The 17,189-nt window shown below is 43.7% G+C and carries 17 protein-coding genes; 13 read left to right on the forward strand and 4 right to left on the reverse strand.

The window, feature by feature from the left end; all coding sequences use genetic code 11:
* Window positions 1-68 precede the first annotated feature (68 nt).
* Window positions 69-491: an organic hydroperoxide resistance protein gene (locus ABD744_RS04435; protein ID WP_344795858.1), complete on the reverse strand. Its 423-nt coding sequence runs from the start codon at window positions 489-491 to the stop codon at window positions 69-71.
* A gap of 262 nt (window positions 492-753) precedes the next feature.
* On the opposite strand from ABD744_RS04435, the gene ABD744_RS04440 reads away from it, so the two are divergent.
* Together ABD744_RS04440 and ABD744_RS04445 are read left to right on the forward strand one after the other, a co-directional pair.
* Window positions 754-1,194 (forward strand): MarR family winged helix-turn-helix transcriptional regulator, encoded by a 441-nt coding sequence (locus tag ABD744_RS04440; RefSeq protein WP_344795859.1) that lies wholly within the window; start codon window positions 754-756, stop codon window positions 1,192-1,194.
* A 20-nt stretch (window positions 1,195-1,214) separates the two neighbouring features.
* Window positions 1,215-1,730: a hypothetical protein gene (locus ABD744_RS04445; protein WP_344795861.1), complete on the forward strand. Its 516-nt coding sequence runs from the start codon at window positions 1,215-1,217 to the stop codon at window positions 1,728-1,730.
* Window positions 1,731-1,822: 92 nt separating this feature from the next.
* On the opposite strand, the gene ABD744_RS04450 is transcribed toward ABD744_RS04445, so the two are convergent.
* The 3 genes from ABD744_RS04450 to ABD744_RS04460 form a co-directional block, all read right to left on the reverse strand.
* Window positions 1,823-1,993, reverse strand: coding sequence for a hypothetical protein (locus ABD744_RS04450; protein WP_344795863.1), 171 nt, complete (start codon window positions 1,991-1,993; stop codon window positions 1,823-1,825).
* 53 nt (window positions 1,994-2,046) lie between these two features.
* A complete protein-coding gene (locus ABD744_RS04455; RefSeq protein WP_344795865.1) occupies window positions 2,047-2,220 on the reverse strand; it encodes a hypothetical protein in 174 nt (57 codons plus the stop codon).
* A gap of 84 nt (window positions 2,221-2,304) precedes the next feature.
* Window positions 2,305-2,478 carry a hypothetical protein gene (locus tag ABD744_RS04460; RefSeq protein ID WP_344795868.1) on the reverse strand — a complete coding sequence of 58 codons (174 nt, stop codon included), beginning with the start codon at window positions 2,476-2,478 and terminating at the stop codon, window positions 2,305-2,307.
* A 706-nt stretch (window positions 2,479-3,184) separates the two neighbouring features.
* Between ABD744_RS04460 and ABD744_RS04465 the strand changes: the two genes are divergently transcribed.
* The 11 genes from ABD744_RS04465 to ABD744_RS04515 all read left to right on the forward strand — a co-directional run bounded on the left by ABD744_RS04465 (window position 3,185) and on the right by ABD744_RS04515 (window position 17,124).
* Window positions 3,185-4,864, forward strand: a complete 1,680-nt coding sequence (locus tag ABD744_RS04465; RefSeq protein WP_344795870.1) for a DUF3592 domain-containing protein — start codon at window positions 3,185-3,187, stop codon at window positions 4,862-4,864.
* 4 nt (window positions 4,865-4,868) lie between these two features.
* Window positions 4,869-5,315: a hypothetical protein gene (locus tag ABD744_RS04470; RefSeq protein ID WP_344795872.1), complete on the forward strand. Its 447-nt coding sequence runs from the start codon at window positions 4,869-4,871 to the stop codon at window positions 5,313-5,315.
* 94 nt (window positions 5,316-5,409) lie between these two features.
* The gene (locus ABD744_RS04475) at window positions 5,410-5,877 is read left to right on the forward strand and encodes a hypothetical protein (protein ID WP_344795874.1); all 468 of its coding nucleotides are present in this window, start codon (window positions 5,410-5,412) and stop codon (window positions 5,875-5,877) included.
* Between the two features lie 692 nt (window positions 5,878-6,569).
* Window positions 6,570-7,199: a MotA/TolQ/ExbB proton channel family protein gene (locus ABD744_RS04480; RefSeq protein WP_344795876.1), complete on the forward strand. Its 630-nt coding sequence runs from the start codon at window positions 6,570-6,572 to the stop codon at window positions 7,197-7,199.
* Window positions 7,200-7,204: 5 nt separating this feature from the next.
* Window positions 7,205-7,723: an ExbD/TolR family protein gene (locus tag ABD744_RS04485; RefSeq protein ID WP_344795878.1), complete on the forward strand. Its 519-nt coding sequence runs from the start codon at window positions 7,205-7,207 to the stop codon at window positions 7,721-7,723.
* Window positions 7,724-7,735: 12 nt separating this feature from the next.
* A complete protein-coding gene (locus tag ABD744_RS04490) occupies window positions 7,736-8,278 on the forward strand; it encodes a biopolymer transporter ExbD (protein ID WP_344795880.1) in 543 nt (180 codons plus the stop codon).
* A gap of 55 nt (window positions 8,279-8,333) precedes the next feature.
* On the forward strand, window positions 8,334-8,657 hold the full coding sequence (locus tag ABD744_RS04495) for a hypothetical protein (RefSeq protein ID WP_344795882.1): 324 nt from the start codon (window positions 8,334-8,336) through the stop codon (window positions 8,655-8,657).
* Window positions 8,658-8,690: 33 nt separating this feature from the next.
* Window positions 8,691-11,180 (forward strand): AgmX/PglI C-terminal domain-containing protein, encoded by a 2,490-nt coding sequence (locus tag ABD744_RS04500; RefSeq protein ID WP_344795884.1) that lies wholly within the window; start codon window positions 8,691-8,693, stop codon window positions 11,178-11,180.
* 13 nt (window positions 11,181-11,193) lie between these two features.
* On the forward strand, window positions 11,194-11,916 hold the full coding sequence (locus tag ABD744_RS04505) for an outer membrane beta-barrel domain-containing protein (RefSeq protein WP_344795886.1): 723 nt from the start codon (window positions 11,194-11,196) through the stop codon (window positions 11,914-11,916).
* Window positions 11,900-13,576, forward strand: coding sequence for a tetratricopeptide repeat protein (locus ABD744_RS04510; RefSeq protein WP_344795888.1), 1,677 nt, complete (start codon window positions 11,900-11,902; stop codon window positions 13,574-13,576). The genes ABD744_RS04505 and ABD744_RS04510 overlap by 17 nt, the downstream gene beginning before the upstream one ends.
* Window positions 13,573-17,124 carry a tetratricopeptide repeat protein gene (locus tag ABD744_RS04515; protein WP_344795889.1) on the forward strand — a complete coding sequence of 1,184 codons (3,552 nt, stop codon included), beginning with the start codon at window positions 13,573-13,575 and terminating at the stop codon, window positions 17,122-17,124. The genes ABD744_RS04510 and ABD744_RS04515 overlap by 4 nt, the downstream gene beginning before the upstream one ends.
* Window positions 17,125-17,189 lie beyond the last annotated feature (65 nt).

Genomic DNA, 17,189 nt, shown 5'->3' on the forward strand with positions numbered 1-17,189 from the left:
TAATTTGTGAAAGCGATAAAGCCCGACGATGAACCAAAATCGGCGGGCTTTGTTTTATCAAAAGAGATTTATTTGATTAACGTCGTCATATCAATATTCCCTCTGGTGGCATTAGAGTACGGGCATACCTGATGCGCTTTTTCTACTAATGTTTCGACAGTGTCTTTATCTAAGCCAGGGGCAGTAACGGTTAAGTCTGCCGAAATTGAAAAGCCAACCCCACGGCTATTTTCACCGATGCCGATTTTGGCGGTGACGCTTAAATCTTGAGGCAGTTTTACTTTTTCCTGATTTGCTACGAATTTGAGTGCTCCGATAAAACACGCGGAATAGCCTGCTGCGAACAGTTGTTCCGGGTTAGTGCCTTCGCCTCCAGCCCCTCCTAACTCTTTTGGTGTGCTTAACGCCAATTCTAAACTGTTGTCCGTTGCGATGGATTTACCATCACGACCGCCTGTGGATGTAACTTCGGCTGTGTAAATTGCATTCATGTCGGTTACCTTTGGTTTTGTTGATAGTTGTTGCGATAACTATTTGGGTTAAATAAAAAGAGACCTTGCTTGTTGATTGTTATATTATTGCAATAACTATTATTGCGCAATAGAGTTTTTTATATTCTGTGTCGATTTTTTGATGAAAGCTTACTAAGAACTCTGAAAAGAAGTGTTCATGCAAGTAGCTGTTATGAAGTAAACTGGTCGACGGGCTGCAATTTAACCTGCATTTTGTGTTTTATAGAAAATTGGTGTTGGAATGTCGATTAAAGAAGATGCGCTTCTTTTGGATAATCAGCTGTGTTTTTCCTTGTATACAACGTCATTGGCGATGACACAGCTGTATAAGCCGCTGTTGGAACCGATTGGTCTTACTTACCCTCAGTATTTAATCATGATGATTTTATGGGAAGAAGACGGTATTGGCTTAAAAGATATAGGTGCGCGCTTGAATCAGAAATCGGGGGCACTGACCCCTGTGATGAAACGTCTGGAAGAAGATGGTTTATTACAACGAGTGAGGGTTCCGGATAATGAAAGGCAGCTTGATATTCGCTTAACTGCGAAAGGAAAAGCGTTGAAGGCGGAAGCGTACAAAGTAAATCAGTGCATTGTAGAGTCCTGTGGTGTACCTGTAGATGAGCTTATTGAATTAAAAGGTACGTTGGATAAACTGAGAGCCAGTTTGTTAAAAACCTAGTTTAAAACAGGGAAGGAATTATGGAAAAGTCTGCTCGTTTTCAACAACTAAAAAACGAATGCCATCTCAAAGATGCCGATTTTTACTTTCTTGAGTTGATTCCACTGATTGAAATGATTTGGGCGGACAATCACAATCAGGCGCCGGAGCTTAATTTATTGTATAAGTTTGCAACGGAACATATTGCCCGCATTAATACCATTGCAGAGAGTGATGTGATTACGGTGGATCAAGCGAATGATTTTCTGGATCGCTTTGCTCATAAACAACCAGACTCGAACGTTTTAGCATCTCTACGTAAGCTAGTGATTGATGGTTGGAAGTTACAAGAAAGTTCAGAACATAAAGAGCTTACCAAACAGTCTATTCTGGATTACTGTTTGGACATTGCAGCTTGTTGTGTCGATCTTTACCCCTACGAGTATCACCATCGAGTGACCAAAGAAGAAAAGAAACTTCTTCAACAACTTATGATTGATTTCCATCTTGACCCTCAGACTTGTGTCCATCAGGTAGCGGAAGAACAATGCCATTGATTGTGGTTATTTAACTTGTTTATCGCGTTCGGGATTAATGGAGGAAGGGACCCCCTTAGAGTGACCCTCTAAGGGTGAATTAAAGCGTTCACTTAGTGAACGCAATTCAGGTCGCGCTTGCGATCAGCTCGCTTGCCGTAAGTACACACAGCATTCGCTTGATCAACCGTTGTGAAACCGGTGCTTGCAGGTGTATCTGCGATGGATACGGTTGCAAATGAAGAGAACGCGATTGCAAAAATTGCAGAAGTAATTGTTTTCATAATGATGGCCTTTTTCAGAAATTAATCGTTATAGTTGTTGGTTTAACCGAATGTTAGATTCGGGTTAAGTCGCGCTTACGGTCTGCTTTTTTACCGGATATTGCGGTAGACACTTCTTTATCAATGCTCTTAAAACCTAAGTCAGCGGCTTTAACTTCATACGCAGAAGATACTGATGCAAGTGAAGCAAAAGTTAGTGCAGTAATAGTTGTTGCGATAGTTTTCATGGTATAGCTCCTAGTGATTTTCAACTTTTAATTGTCTTGCTTTTTATGTTCGTATTGAGCTTTCAAGCAGCTCTGGATTCAAAATTAAATTCGAGTTAAGTCACGCTTACGGTCTGCTTTTTTACCGTACGTACTTGTCGATGCATGTTGATCAACCGAATTAAATCCCGCACTGGCTTCTTTTGAATCTGCCGCTACAGATATAGACGCGAATGAAGCGAAAATGATTGCAGTCAATGTTGAAGTAATTGTTTTCATGATGATTTACCCTCTAAAAATTGTTTATTTCGTTTTCTTGAAATTCACAGGATTAGAAGAGGTTGTGACGATTTGGTTCATAAAATGAACAGAACAAAAACTCATAAAAATGGTGAAAAATGATCTAAAAGAATATGGAACTTTTTTTCAGATCTTTTGGTTCTAGGTGTAGAACGACCAGAAACCAAGGCCGGCACTGGGTTTGTCGCGGGTTTGGATGAGAGGATTTTAGTTCATATTCTTTGTGAAATCCGAAGGTGAATTTTCAGAATCATGGTGTGAAAAGGCATAATTTAATTTTAATTATTTTTGAAACTTTCAATTTTTTTGCCTGGCTGCATTACTTTTTATATTAATGCCTAGGGAGTCTCTGAATAAGACTCTCTCTGCTCTGGCCTATAAGAGAAATGGCTATTTGAGGCGCGGTTTTGAAGGCATAACGGGTTACGTCAAAAAATCGCAACAAAAAAGAGTCATTTCTCTTAAGGCCCAAAAGGGCGGGGCTTTAAAAGCGTTAGAACTTTGTTGAACTTCTTGAAAAGGTCACGACATTCTCTACGAAGCTCGCCTTGTTCTAACGCTTTTCTAGCGCCCGCAGAGCTAGAGCGGACTTATTTAGAGACTCCCTAGTAAAAATGATTAGATTTCATAATGTTTAAAATGAAGCTTGTTCAGCTATTCTCCAAATAAAACTAAGGACAGAGTTATGAAAGCAGGAGGCAATTTGTTTGGCGGAATCTTCTTTGTGGCAGGTTTTGCTTTTTGGACCTTTTTCGTTTTGAGCCCATTGGCTGATTCTATGTCTATGCAGCTTTGGCAATCTGCGGATGCCAAGTTGAATTATGTCGATGTTAGCAGTTATCAATCCCGGAATGATAACGGCAGTTATACCACCATGTATAAGCTGGATGTTCAGTATCAATATCAAGTAGGAGGTACTTCGTACTTAGGGAGCAGAGCCTCGATACAGCAGTTAAGTAGCAGTGATAGTTCAGACGCATACCATCAAAAGTCTTTGATCAGTAACGAGCAATCCCGAAATAATAAAATCAAGATTTGGTATGACCCTGATAATCCCGGGGATTCAGTGTATGACCGTTCCTTGGCTGTTCGTGCCATGCTGGTCGCTACCAGCATTTGTTCTGTTTTCATGTTTCTAGGCGGAGGCTTCATTTATTACAGCCGGGTGTCTGCGAAAAAAGAACAAAAGCCAGAACTTGCTGACCCGTCAAAACCCTGGACAACACGAAAAGCATGGGCTTCAGACGTAATTTACTCCAAAACTAAGAACAGTCTTGCTCTGGCCAAGTTCCTTGCAGTACTTGCTTGGTTGTTTTGCGGTTCGTTTTTTATCGGAGTGATTGGTCAGAATATTGTTGGTTCAATCATCGTTGTGATTTTGCTCATTATTCCTGTGCTTGTGACGAAACGGGCATTACGTATTAAAAATGAGTTAGAACATTTTAAACAAGTGCCAGTGACGTTGAATCCGTACCCTGGAGTCATTGGCGGTAAAGTTTCGGGCAGTTTGGTTATTCCGTTTCACAACTTGAATGGTTTTAAGGTGACTCTGGAATGCACCAAACACTGGACTTCAAGAAGTGGTAACAACAATCAGTCACATTCAAGTGTGGTTTGGTCGGAACATAAGGTCGCTCAATGTAGCGCTGATGACAGTGGCACTTTGGTTTCATTTTCATTTGATGTACCTGCGGAGCAAGAACCTTCTTCACCACCAGGCAAAAGTTATCATGAGTGGACATTATCCGTTGTTGGTCAGGCTGACGGTGTCCCATTTGATCGTTCTTATGAACTGCCAGTTTTTGTGACGGAAGAAAGCATGACAGTGGAGGAAGAACTTGAAGTTCAGCCTCTGACTCAAAAGGAACAACAAGTCATTGCGTCTCGATTATCAATGGCTTCGGACGAGGAGAGTATTTCTTTGGACACGCCGGGGTCATCGTCTGGTGTTGTGTTTGCAGGCGTCGGAGGTTTGTTTGCAATAATTGGCGGTGTTATTGCGTTAACCGGCCCCATTTTTATTGGCGTTTTCTTTGTTCTGTTTGGAGGTTTGTTTTTTGTTTTAGGGATGTGGAGCTGGGGGCGTAATTGCAAAGTCTATGCGACTTCTAGTGGCTGCGAAATTGAGATTTTTTGGTTTTCAAAGAAGTTACAGCATCATTCGATCCGCTCTTCAGAGATCCGGGAAATTGAAGCTTTTTCTTCCTCATCAAGTTCATCAAACGGTCAGATGGTTCATAAATACGATTTAAGATTAAATACTTCTGATGGTTTACGGATAAACCTGGGTGGTGAGTTTAATTCCAAAAAGAACGCCATTCATATGAAACAGGAAATTGAGAGAGTGCTTATTCTTGAGGTATGAAACCATGGTAAGACTGACATTCAAATCAACTTTAAATGCAAAGCCGGAAGATGTGTGGGCTTGGGCTTTATCAGAGAAGGGCATCAACAGCGAATTAAGGCCATTGCTTAAAATGACAGCCTTATCCAGCATGACCGCAGAAACAGCGAACGAACTTACTCTGGGCCAGCCAATCGCTCACAGCTGGTTGATGCTGTTCGGTATTATTCCCATTGATCGTTCAGAGCTGACCTTTGTCGAATTTGAATCAGGTAAACGTTTTCTTGAACAGTCTCCTATGTTTTCCATGAAACAATGGCAGCATGAAAGAGTTATTTTACCTGCCGAGAGTGGCACAGTTATCACAGACACTTTGTTGTTCGATTCTTTATTATGGAATCCGTTGTCTAAAATAATGGTGAGTGTCTTGTTCAGGAACCGTCATAAAAAGCTAAAGGCTCACTTTGGTTAAAAGTGAGTAAATAAGCGGTTGCAGAAGAGAGCTAGTGGTTTGGTGGTTCTGATCTAAGCTAAATTGAGTGTTTGTCAATTAATGAGGCTTTCAAATGGTCAGACTCGCGCTGCAAACGGTTTTCCTTTTAGTGTGTCTGAACACAGGCATGGTTGTGTGGGCGGATCATGAGAGAAACCAACAACAATTATCACCAGGCGCGGCCGGGCAACCGTCCGTTGTTCAGCAATGGAAACAAGGGTTAGCGGGTGCTAAGCTGACGGCATATTCGGGTTCTGTGACCAGTTCGAACAGCACACTTACTATTATTAACTTTTGTCGTAATGGTCGATACAGCTACTACAAAGAGGGTAGTTGGTCTGTGCCCGGAATGGCCGGTGGTGCCTCCAATAACACTGTGACGGGTCGCTGGAACATTGAGCAACAAGGCCCATACCCCATGCTTGTTTACCTAACAGACCAAGGTCAGCGCGGTAGCTTTCCTGTTTATTTACAAGCGAATGGACGTGTCAACATTGGTGGAACCGCATTTGCTGCTCAACAAGGTGGGGCAGGGTGTTGAATATCCTCATGGAACAATAAGCTCAGCCTGAAACACCTACTCATTTCAGAAAGTAATTATTCACTTGCTTGATTCAGTACTCATGGCGATGCTGAGTGCTAAAAGCAATGTGGTTAGTCTTGCCTCGATAACGAAACTCAATAGCCTGCATAGGCAATGATTTTTTTTGATTCTTTATTAGTGAACCGAATTCGCTAGGGCTTTGCTGTTTTTCGGTCAAGCTACATATTTTTTAAAAGTTCAATCAAAGTGCTGAACTGTAAATTTCAAAAACTCGGCAATTCTGAAAGATGAGTTCTTAAGTTATCTTGTAATGATAATTATTCGTATAAGCGTTTAAAATGACCATTTAGTCAGGTTTTTGTGTTACCAGTATGGGCACAAGGTGACAATATTTTTCACTTGCTGACGCAGAGTTTCAGAGGCTTTTTAGTATTGTTAAAATAAGACGTTTTTCTTATTAAAAATGACGATTTGATCACTTTTTCTACGGGTTGGATGGATATACTGCCCGAAAATAAAGAAGTTAATCTTACTTCACAACAATGTTAATGCTGATGTTGGATTACGACATATCTAATAATAAATGACAGTTCTTGTCAGAATAGTAAGTGTGTCGTTGACTCTGATGTATCCATGTTGACAGCAGTATTATTGTGTCTAAATAAAAAGTTGACTAGGTGGTTAGGAATATGTTCGAGCTTTTGAATAGCGGAGGCAGCTTCATGTATGTGATTCTGTTCTTCTCAATTGTAGCTTTGGCCCTGTTTTGTGAGCGTGCTGTTTTCTTGTATATGCGACTTCGTCTGAATATGGATTCGGCATACTCCAAGGTGCATGCGCACTTAGCTAAGAAGAATTATCGCGCGGCTTTGGAGGAGTGCAATAACCTTGCACATCACCCTTTAGGGCGTACCTTGAAAGCCGGTTTATTGAAAACAGGCAAGCGCGATAAAGAGATTGAGCAAGCCTTGCAGGAAAGTATTCTTCGTGAAGTTCCTTTGGTTAAAAAGAACATTAACTATCTGAGTTTATTTGCCAACGTGGCAACTCTGCTTGGGCTGTTGGGTACGATTGTGGGTTTGATTGCTGCCTTCAGTGGTGTATCGGATGCGAATCCGGCGGAAAAACAAGCCATTCTTGCTTCTGGTATTTCGATTGCGATGTTCACAACCGCATTTGGTTTGATTGTTTCCATTCCTTGTTTAGTCGGCTTTTATCTTCTGAATAATCGCGGCGATTACATCATTGAAAAAATTGATGAGAAAGCTCTGAGTTTATTCAATGTGCTTTCTACTTTGAAGCGTCAAGGTCAGGAGTAAATCACATGGCACTGGGGCAACGAAGACGTAAAAGCGGTGATCTGGATGTAGAAATCGATATGGTGCCTGTGATGAACATGTTCCTGGTATTGATTCCTTTCTTGCTGATGTCGGCGAATTTCTTGCCTTTCAATGTGATCAACACATCGGTGCCGGTAAAGTCAGAAACTCCGGTGGATGATACGCCGGATAAGAAGGTATCGGACATCAAGGTTACCGCCGTTGTTAAGTTGGAAAAAGACGGAATTTACTTATCGGCCACTTCAGGTGAATTGGCGGAAGACAAATTAAAAGAAATGGATAAATTCTTACCGATAGCAGCGGGTAATCAATACGCTTATTCGGATCTTTCGGCCTCGTTGGACTTGATTAAAACGCTGTACCCGAAAAGCGATACTTTGATTCTGACACCCAGTGGCGACATCTTGTATGACAGTATCGTTGATACGATGGATGCTTCGCGGTCTTTTAATGAGAAGCCTTTGTTCAAACATGTTGTGATTTCAGGCGAAGTGGATTCTTAAGGAAGCGTAATTATGGAATTGGGTAATGCACTTAAAAGTCGTCCGGAGTTTATTGAGCCAAAGCTCGAAATTACTTCAATGATGGACATGTTTACCATCATCGTATTTTTCTTGTTGTTTTCTTATGGTGAAACACCACAAGAAGTGACCATGAAGGAAAAGGTGGATTTACCGATTTCCACAGCAGATAAAAATTACAAAATGACGGTAAAAATGTTTCTGACGGGCGAGAAAATACTGATTGAAGAAGAGCCGGTTGCACAAGTCATTGATGGCAAGATTATCGGTTTTGATGTTGAGAACCCGGAACAATCCAATCTTTATAAAATGCTCAAAGAACACAAAGCCAAGCAGGTGGCGGAAGTGAAAGCCAAACAAGCGGCATCAAGCGGTGGTGACCCGGCCGAAGCTGAGGTTCCGATACCTTCCGAAGAGTTCAGCGTTTTATTGTTCTGTGACCGACAAGTACCGTTCAGCGTGTTGCAGAAAATGATGAAGGTGACAGGCATGGCCGGCTACCCGAACTTCCAGTTGGCTGTGATGGAAAAAACCTAACCGGCAGTAAAACTTCACTATAAATTTCGTTTTTATTATTTGGTTGGAGAAAAACATGACCAGGAATTTTTGCGCCTTGATTTTGTTGTTTGTCTTCAATGCGGCAGGGCTGGTACGAGCAGAAACTGAGGCTCCGGACGGACAACTTTCTAACAGAATTGATTTTGGCAGTGCCCAGATCATGGGGCAGTCCAATAAGTCAGGCGCGGTTTACCTGATGAATCGTAAGCAAAATGAGATCGAAAGTATGCTGACTCAACGCACGGATTACAGAGAGGAAATTCTGGCCGATTTTGAGTTTGATGTGGATGACCGGCTTTCCAATAAAGTCAGAAGTGAGAACGCAAGTACGTCGGTAGAAACTAATCGACCAGAATAAATTGCCCTAAGGCATTGGTCGGAAGGATGCATTATGAATCAATTAAATCGTAAGAGTACCGGGTCTGAGTTGGGAGAGGGCCGAACTACGGTTCGACTCAGTGATAAAGAAATTGAACTTTCCCAATTAACACCAGAAGCAAAGAACAAGTTGCTGAATGTTTTTATGTCTCGTCATAAAAGCAATCGTGCGCAACTGTCCATTGCAATGGGGGATCAGTCCGACCACGGTGTACGTCATCTTGAAGAAGTTGATGAGCTTATGGTTTTTGTTTCAGGCGTCCTCTCTCAAGACGATCTGAATGCTGCCAACAAAGACCGACTGTTGGTGTTATTGCAAAACAGTATTGACCGTCAGGATCGGCTTATTTCCAACCTGATTGAAAAAGGTGATGATCACGCCAAGCCGCCCGTTCCTGTTGTTAAAGAATCTGTTGTTAAAGAATCTGTCATTAAAGAGCCTGTTATTAATGAGCAGGCTATTCAAGAATCGGTTGCAAATGAATCAATTGGGAAAGAGCCTGTCAGTAAGCGCCCGGTTGCTGCTAATGAGAGCCAGAATGAAGATTCGCCTGTAACAGACGACCTGTCCATGTCGATTCCGGTTGCGGAACACGTGGTTTCTTCCTCTGACGAGCCAAAGTCATTACTTGATGTACCTTTGTTGGGCGAGGTTGCTACGGAGTCGCCTTCCTCAAAATTTAAGTCGGTTTTATCCAAGTTTAAGAAGGCACCTGCTCAGGAATCGAATAAACAAGCCACCGCAACGGACTCAAGAGCTGTGACGTCAAAGCTCGCGGAGAAGATATTTGATTCGTCACAACCTGAAAAGCCTCTGAAGGTATTAAAGAAACCCCATGCTGAATCTCTTCCTGAATCGGTAAATCAACAGGCCCAGGCCAAGCAACAAGTACAGCCTACAGAAGACATTGTCATACGCAAACCGGAGCCAACGCCTGCTCAGGCCATAGCGGAGTCCGATCACTTTATTTTGGATAATCAACCTGAACTGGATCAGTTTGAGGACCCTTACGCTCGCTTTGATGATCCCAAAACTTTGTTTAAGCCCGTTGTAGAAAATGACGAAGAGGATGAAGAAGACGAAGTTGATCATGAGCAGTTGTTTGAACTGAGTGAATTTTATAAAGACCATCAGCGTTCAGGTAAAGCGACCAAAGACCCGACCTTGATTGTTGAGGTGGTGAAGCAGCGCCATGGTGAAGTGATTGACGTTACTCACTTGTTGCAAGGTAAAAAGTACACCGCAGACGTTGATGGCAAAGACATGGTCATTGCCCACAACAAAAGTGATAAGAGCAAGGTTGTCTATTTCCGTGGCGACAAAATGCAGGGCGAACTGTATCAGCACGGTGGTGCAGAAACCCGCGTTCGTAAGTTCAGTGATGGTCAGGCCGTTGGTAAACCGAAACGGTTAGAAATTCCAACCGACACCGATTTTAAATTTACCATCGGTGCCGATGAGTACGTCATTCGTTCGTTGATGCAGCATGAAAGTCCGGAAGTAGAAGCGCAACCTGTCAGTCGGAAAGCGCTTTGGAAAAGCCTTGCCACGTCTACTGTATTTCATTTCTTACTGCTTGCTGTTTTGGCCATTGTTGTTGCGATGAACAGCAAAGAAAAACCGATTGAGGAACCCGAGTTCGTCAAGGTGGATGTCAAAGACTTACAGCCCAAAAAAGAAGTGGTTAAACCGAAACCCAAGCCGAAACCAAAACCCAAGCCTAAACCGAAACCAACGCCGGTAGAAAAGGCAAAACCCAAACCTAAGCCGACAACTGTGCCTAAGAAGGTTGTTAAGCCTAAACCAGTGGTGAAGCCGAAAGCCGGTGGCGGTGATAAAGGAAACATTGCCAAACGAGACGTTAAGAAAACGGGTTTACTTGCCGCCTTGGGCAATAAAAAAGGAAAAACCAAGGGGCCGAAACAGGCTTTGGTTCAGGTCAGCAGTCTGGATGCAGTCACCACATCTGATAACAGCAAGAGCAAATTATCCGTGGCGGGACTGACCGGCAAAGTAAAAGGTGCCCGGATGACGTTGGCCACAGGTGAAGTGATTAACACCAAAGGCACAACCGACATTTTACGAAGCGGTGGGGTAGATGGCAAAGGCACGGTCGGTTCGCTTGAGACCGGTGGTACAGGCCAACGCCAGGTGGCCGCGATGGTGTCGCCTGCTTTGACCAAGCAAGTCACTGTGAAGAAAGGCGGCATGAGCCGTGAACAGATTAAGCGTGTGATCGATCAGCACATGGATGAAGTGGTGTATTGCTATGAAATGGCACTCACAAATAATCCGGGGCTTTCAGGTAAGGCCGTATTTGAGTGGGCGATTAAATCGAGTGGTAAGGTCGGCGCGGTCAGTATTAAGGACTCAACGGTTCGTTCGGATGAAATACACAGTTGTATTAAATCCTCGATTAAGAGTTGGCAGTTCCCGAAACCGAAAGGTGGCCAGGAAGTGATTGTTTCTTATCCATTTATTTTTGACATGGTCGGTTTCTAACCAGAGGTTATGAATGAAAACTAATATTAAACGTTTTGGCAGTATCGCTTTCTTTTCCATTGCATGCGCGGCTATCTCAAGCACCGCTTTGGGTGGTGAAGCCGATGAAAACGTGTCCGTGATTCAGGAAAGACTCTACGACAGAAGCCATGAACTTGGGTTTAACTTAGGCTACATCCCTGACGATTTCTACGAGAATTTTCCCATCGGTGGCAGTTACACCTACCACTTTGATGAGCATTTCGCCTGGGAAGTGGTGCGTGCTCAATATGCCTTCAGCGGTGAAAAAGACATCAAAACCCAATTGGAAGACGACTTCCAGGTGGAGCCGGAAGAGTTTGATGAGCTGAATTACACCTTGCATACCAGTTTCATGATTAAGCCCACGTACGGCAAAGATTCATTCTTTAATAAGGGCATCATTAATCACGAGACGTATTTGACTGCGGGTGTAGGTATTGTGGGCTACTCAACCAATACCGCTGAAGACGGCTCGGACGATCAAACGGCGCTGTCTTTGGCGTTTGGTTTGGGCCGTAAATATTTTCTGAACGAGAGTTTCAATTTAAGCCTGGAAGTTCGGGATATGGTTGTTTTCAAAGACGGAGACGTCGAAAACAACGTTTATCTTGGTATGGGTCTGAATTACCGCTTTGACTTTACGCCTAAAAGAGCGGCGGTGATAAAAGATTCTCAATCCATTTATGACTATTTGAACAATGATGATGCCAAATAACTTTCGATCCGTTTTATTGGCGCTGGCTTTTGTTCCTGTGTCCTATGCGTCGGCAGAAGTGATGACTTCTGACGGTCAGGACGAAAGCTTAAACGAGACGCCCGTTCATATTACTTCTGAAGTGGATGCTCAGGAGGTTGCTGATCCTGCACCGAATGGAACAGAGCTGGAGTCGAATCCAGCCTCAGCTGCTGAGTCGACAGACGTTCAGGCCGCAGAGGAAACTCAAGCGTCGCCTGAACAAGAAGAAAAATCGTTGCTGCAAAGTGAAGCGCCGGAAGTGGATTTAACTGAACTGTTCGCTGAAGCCTATGTGGACTTCAAAGAGGAAGATTACGAGTCAGCGGCCCCTAAGTTTTTGTACTTCCTGCAGCATGCGGAAGAAGATGCAAAGAATCGCGATTGGGCGCAGTTTTTCTTTGGCATCAGCCTGGAGAAAAATGGCTATAGCCATGGTGCGGTCGATGTTATGGGTAATTTGGTGATGAGAAAGCCAAACACGCGCATCGTGAATTACATATTGGACATGTTTGAAAAAGTAACGCGTGAGCAACCTTTTGATTATGACCAAATCATAGTGCAGGCAGTGAACGCCAATGAATACGACTTTGTAGAGAAGGATTTATTAGGTTTCGTTCGCTTTTATCAGGGCATAAATGATTGGAAATACGGCCTGTTAGATTGGGGCGAGCAACACTTTAATGAAATCCCGGCGTCGTCACCTTACTTCTATCAATACCAATACCAAAAAGCTCTGTATGAAATACATAACGACGACATCAATGCAGCGTTTCCGTATTTGAAGAACGTCATTCAGATGGAAGAGAAGGATCAGTCTTTGATTGATCAGGCGTTATGGACGATGGCGCGTTTGTATTATGAAACCAAGGATTATGAAAAAGCGACTCAATACTACCTTGCCATACAAACTCCGTTGATTGAACAAGCGTCGTTTTTGTTGGAACAAGCCTGGATTCAATACCGTTCAGGTCATTACGAAAAGGCGATGGGCTTTTTGTATGCCTATAACGCGCCGAGCTTTAAAGAGTTCTTCACTCCGGAATACTACATTCTTAAATCGTTGATTTATAAAAAGCTCTGTTACTACGATCCGGCCATTAAGGTGGTGAGTGATTTTGAAGCGCGTTATGGCCGTTCGTTGGCGGCGATTTATAACCGCAAAACGGAAACGGATCTTGAAAGTCAGGAAATGCTGTTTGTGATCATGACCCACCCGAAGATCAAGAAACAGTATGAATTTTTACGATTGCTTGAAACTGAAATTGAGCTAATAGACGAACTGGAAGATGACAATCTTCAACAGTATTTATTGGCGATCTACAACAATCAGGTGGAAGAAACAGCCAAGCAATTCAGAAAGGATGTGAAAGCGCAATTCAAGATTGTGGCCAATAGCCTGCTGAAATATGAAGAAGAATCTAACCTGATCAAATATGAGATCGGCATCGATATGTATCAGCGTGTGGCTGAGACTCGATACCAGGGTAAAACGAATACTAATCAGGCGGAAACAAGTCCTGAGAAAGTAGTGATCTACCCGTTCCAGGGTGAGTTTTGGAACGATGAACTCGGTAACTATAAAGTTTCATTGCCCAGTAAGTGCCGTACGACCAATGACTGGGAGGATTTTCTGGAATGATTCCATTTTCTAAAAAAATCGCCACTTTCGGTGTGGGGCTGATTCTCAGTTCATCATTTGCGTTTGCTGAATCGGCGGCTGATAGCAGTGCAGTAAGCTCGTCTTCAAAGCTTACGCCTGCAGAGCTTGATAAATACGGTTTTGAGAAAGTTGATAAAACGGTTCGTCAGGAACGCCTGATCAAGCGTTTTAATAATGATAAAAACCGTCTGGAAATGGCGATTGATAACACCAAAGCGCTGATCCTGCAGTCGCATGGTAAACCTTACATGCCTGAGCTGTATTTGAGGCTGGCCGAACTTTATATTGAAAAATCGCGCGTTGCCTATTTCTTGAGACGAACCGAGAGTGGTGCAGCAATTACCTCTTCGCTGGACTCTCTGGAAACCAATGCGTTGAAGCTGAAGGCCATCGAAGTCTATCAGCGAATTTTGAACAACTACCCGAAATTCAAATATCGTGGCAAGGTTCACTTCTATTTGGCGCATGAATTTCGTGAGTTGAATCGCTTAGAAGAAATGGTGAAACATTATCAGGCGATCATCAAAAATTACCCGCAAAGTGAATATGTACCGGAATCCTATTTATTGTTGGGTGATTACTTCTTTGATAACAAAAACCTGAAAGACGCTGAAAGCCATTATCAGCAAGTACTGAATTTCCCGAACAGCTCCGCCATTACCATTGCTCGTTATAAGCTTGCCTGGGTTCACATTAACAATAAGGACTGGTCTGGCGCGATTGCGCTATTGGAGCAATCCATTGAAAAAGTGGACGAAGATAAAGAATTCTCGGTGGACACTTATTCACGAGTGGATGTACGTTTAGAAGCATTGAACGACATTGCGTTTGTTTTTACGGATCATTACAAGAAATTATCGCCAGAGGAAACGCTGCAATATTTCAGAGAATACGCCTGGTCCCGGCCTGTCTATTTGGGTGTGCTGGAGAAACTGGCGTATCGCTTCTTTATTAAAAAGAAGTGGGCACATGCTTCAATGATTTATCGTGAATTGGCTGCCATTCAGCACGAACCGGCCAAACAGCTTGAATACATTGAAAGCCTGTACACTACTACCCGTCATTTGAAAGACTATTCGAATGCCAATATCGATGTGAAAGACATCGCAACGGCATTGAACCGGGTGCGTTACTCGACGCACTACCCAGAAGAAGGCAAAGCGCGTTATTTTCAAACTTTTGAAATTTATGCCCGAGACTTAGCTACGCAACTGCATGACCTGACCAAACAAGCCAAATCTCAAAAGGCTGGGTTAGTGCAGACTAAGTCAGACAAAACGAGTTCAAATAAAGCGCAATCAGAACAGGCTAACTTGGAAGAAAGCTCGCTTATCGAAGACTTCTCAAAAGCTGCCGATGCCTATGAAAGCTATTTGGACGTTTTTGAGGAGAGTGCCGAATACGACAAAATGTCGGTCAACTATGCCGAAGCGTTATTCCTGGCTAAGCGTTTTGTGGAAGCGGGCGATCAATATGAAACGCTGGCGCTGAAAGACGGCGAGGCGTCCGACGCTGAAAGCATTAATGAAAAGTATCTGTACAGTGCGACACTGTCGTATTACCAGTCCCTGAAAGAGAATCGGGATTCGCTCAATTATTACGAAGTCGTTCAGTCCCAAACCGGCTTGGCCCGCACAGGTACACTGTATGCGACGACCTATCCGAACTCCAAGAATACGCCGAATGTGCTGTTTAACGTGGCTTGGATCAAATACGACGAAGGTAAATACGAAGAAGCCATTGAGCAGTTTACGGCGTTTGCCGAGGCTTACCCATCTGGTAAAGAAGCCGAAGCGGCTATTCGTTTGTCTCTTGATGCGTTTCACGCGCTTGAAGACTACGAAGGTTTGATTGACTACGGTAAGCAAGTCGCTCAGATCGTAGGTTTGAGCAGCGAGATTTTGTCTGAAACCGCACAGGTCGCCAGCGCGGCGGAAGCCAAGGTCATCAGTAATCTGACCGTTGCCTCCATGGAAGATTGGGAATCCGGCAAGAACGACATGCTCGAATACGCACAGGCTCACGAGTCAACCGGGTTGGGTGAAGCGGCCTTGAAAGCCTTGTTTATCTCCAGTAAGGAGAAAAACGACATCGAGACCATGCAGATTGCCGGTAAAAATTACATCAACAAGTATCCGAAATCGGCAGAGTCTAAGAACATCCTGAATGTGATGATCGAAGCCTCGATTCGTACTCAGCAATATCGGGTACTGGTGGATAATCTGGAAGATTTTGCTCAAAGCTATCCGACCGATCCTAATGCGTCTGATTTTTTGTATCAGGCCGCTACTTTGCGTGAAGGTATGAATCAGCTTGGGTTAGCGCGTACTAACTACAATACCTTGCTGTCCAAGTACGAGATCACGCAAACCATGCGAAAGAACATCGTCCTATCTATGGTTGAAAGTGATTTAAAGAACGGCCAGTTGGCTTCGGCCATTAAACTAATGGAAACCAACTTACGGGGCATTTCGCAAGACGATAAAGCGCTATTCAATGCCCGGATCGCATCGCTTTATCATCAGCAGAATAATCCTCAACGAGCAGCGAGTTACCAGAAAGTGGCAGCGGCTTCCTTCAATGGCGCAGCGGATCACCAGCAAAAAGCGGCCATGTCTGAAATGGTGTATTTGTCGACGGCCAATTATCAAAACACATATAACGGCCTGAAACTGCAAGGCATCATTGATGAGCAAATCTTCGCGAACAAGACCGAACTGTATGATCACTTGAGCCAGACGCTGTATTCCGTGCTTGAGTATCAATCGCCCAAGTGGTCGATACTGGCTTGCTTCCGTTTATACGAAGTGAATATGGAGTACGCCAACTTCCTGAATAATGCGCCATTACCTGATATGTCGCCGGAAGAGCAGGCTGAGTACAAAGGCTTGATTGCGGCTCAGGCACAAGAGTACATCGACGAAGCGCAGCAATATTTGGAAACCGGTAACGGCTTGGCTGAACGTTTGAACTCGTTCGATCCGTTGTTAACGACCTATGAAAAATCGGCGGGTCAGCAGCAAGTCAGTTCGTTCATGCCGGTGCGTCCTTCCATTCAAATTGGCGTGGATGCCTTTCAGGATGAGGCCTTACGTGAAATCCACAATCTGGTGTCGAGAGACCCGAAAGACATTAGTTACCAGCTGAAATTGGCAAAGACTTACCTGATGAAAGAAGACATTGGCCTGGCTAGAACCATTGCTTCCAACATCGTTAGTGCTTCGCCGGGCCTTGAAAAAGAACAAGCGACCGAAGCGCAGATGTTATTGGGCATGACCAGTCTGCTCAGTGGCGATGATAAGCAAGCTCGAAGTGCGCTTGAAAAAGCGATAGAGCTGGATCAGAACAACTTTGAAGCGGCGGCCAACCTCGCGGCTTTATATCAACACTATGGGTTGAGCGAACTCGCATCCGGCCTGTATCAAACCATACCGAATGACTGGGAGATCACTCATGACGTTAATGAAAAAGCTAAAACCAACCTGACTCAATACCGAGCCAAGCAGGATCAAATGAATCAGGGCTGACACAGAAGCAGCCTGAACCGCCGAAGCCCCTCTCGGGTGTGATTTTTAGATCGTTGATTTCATCA

Source organism: Litoribacillus peritrichatus (assembly GCF_039537985.1).
Lineage (GTDB): Bacteria > Pseudomonadota > Gammaproteobacteria > Pseudomonadales > Litoribrevibacteraceae > Litoribacillus > Litoribacillus peritrichatus.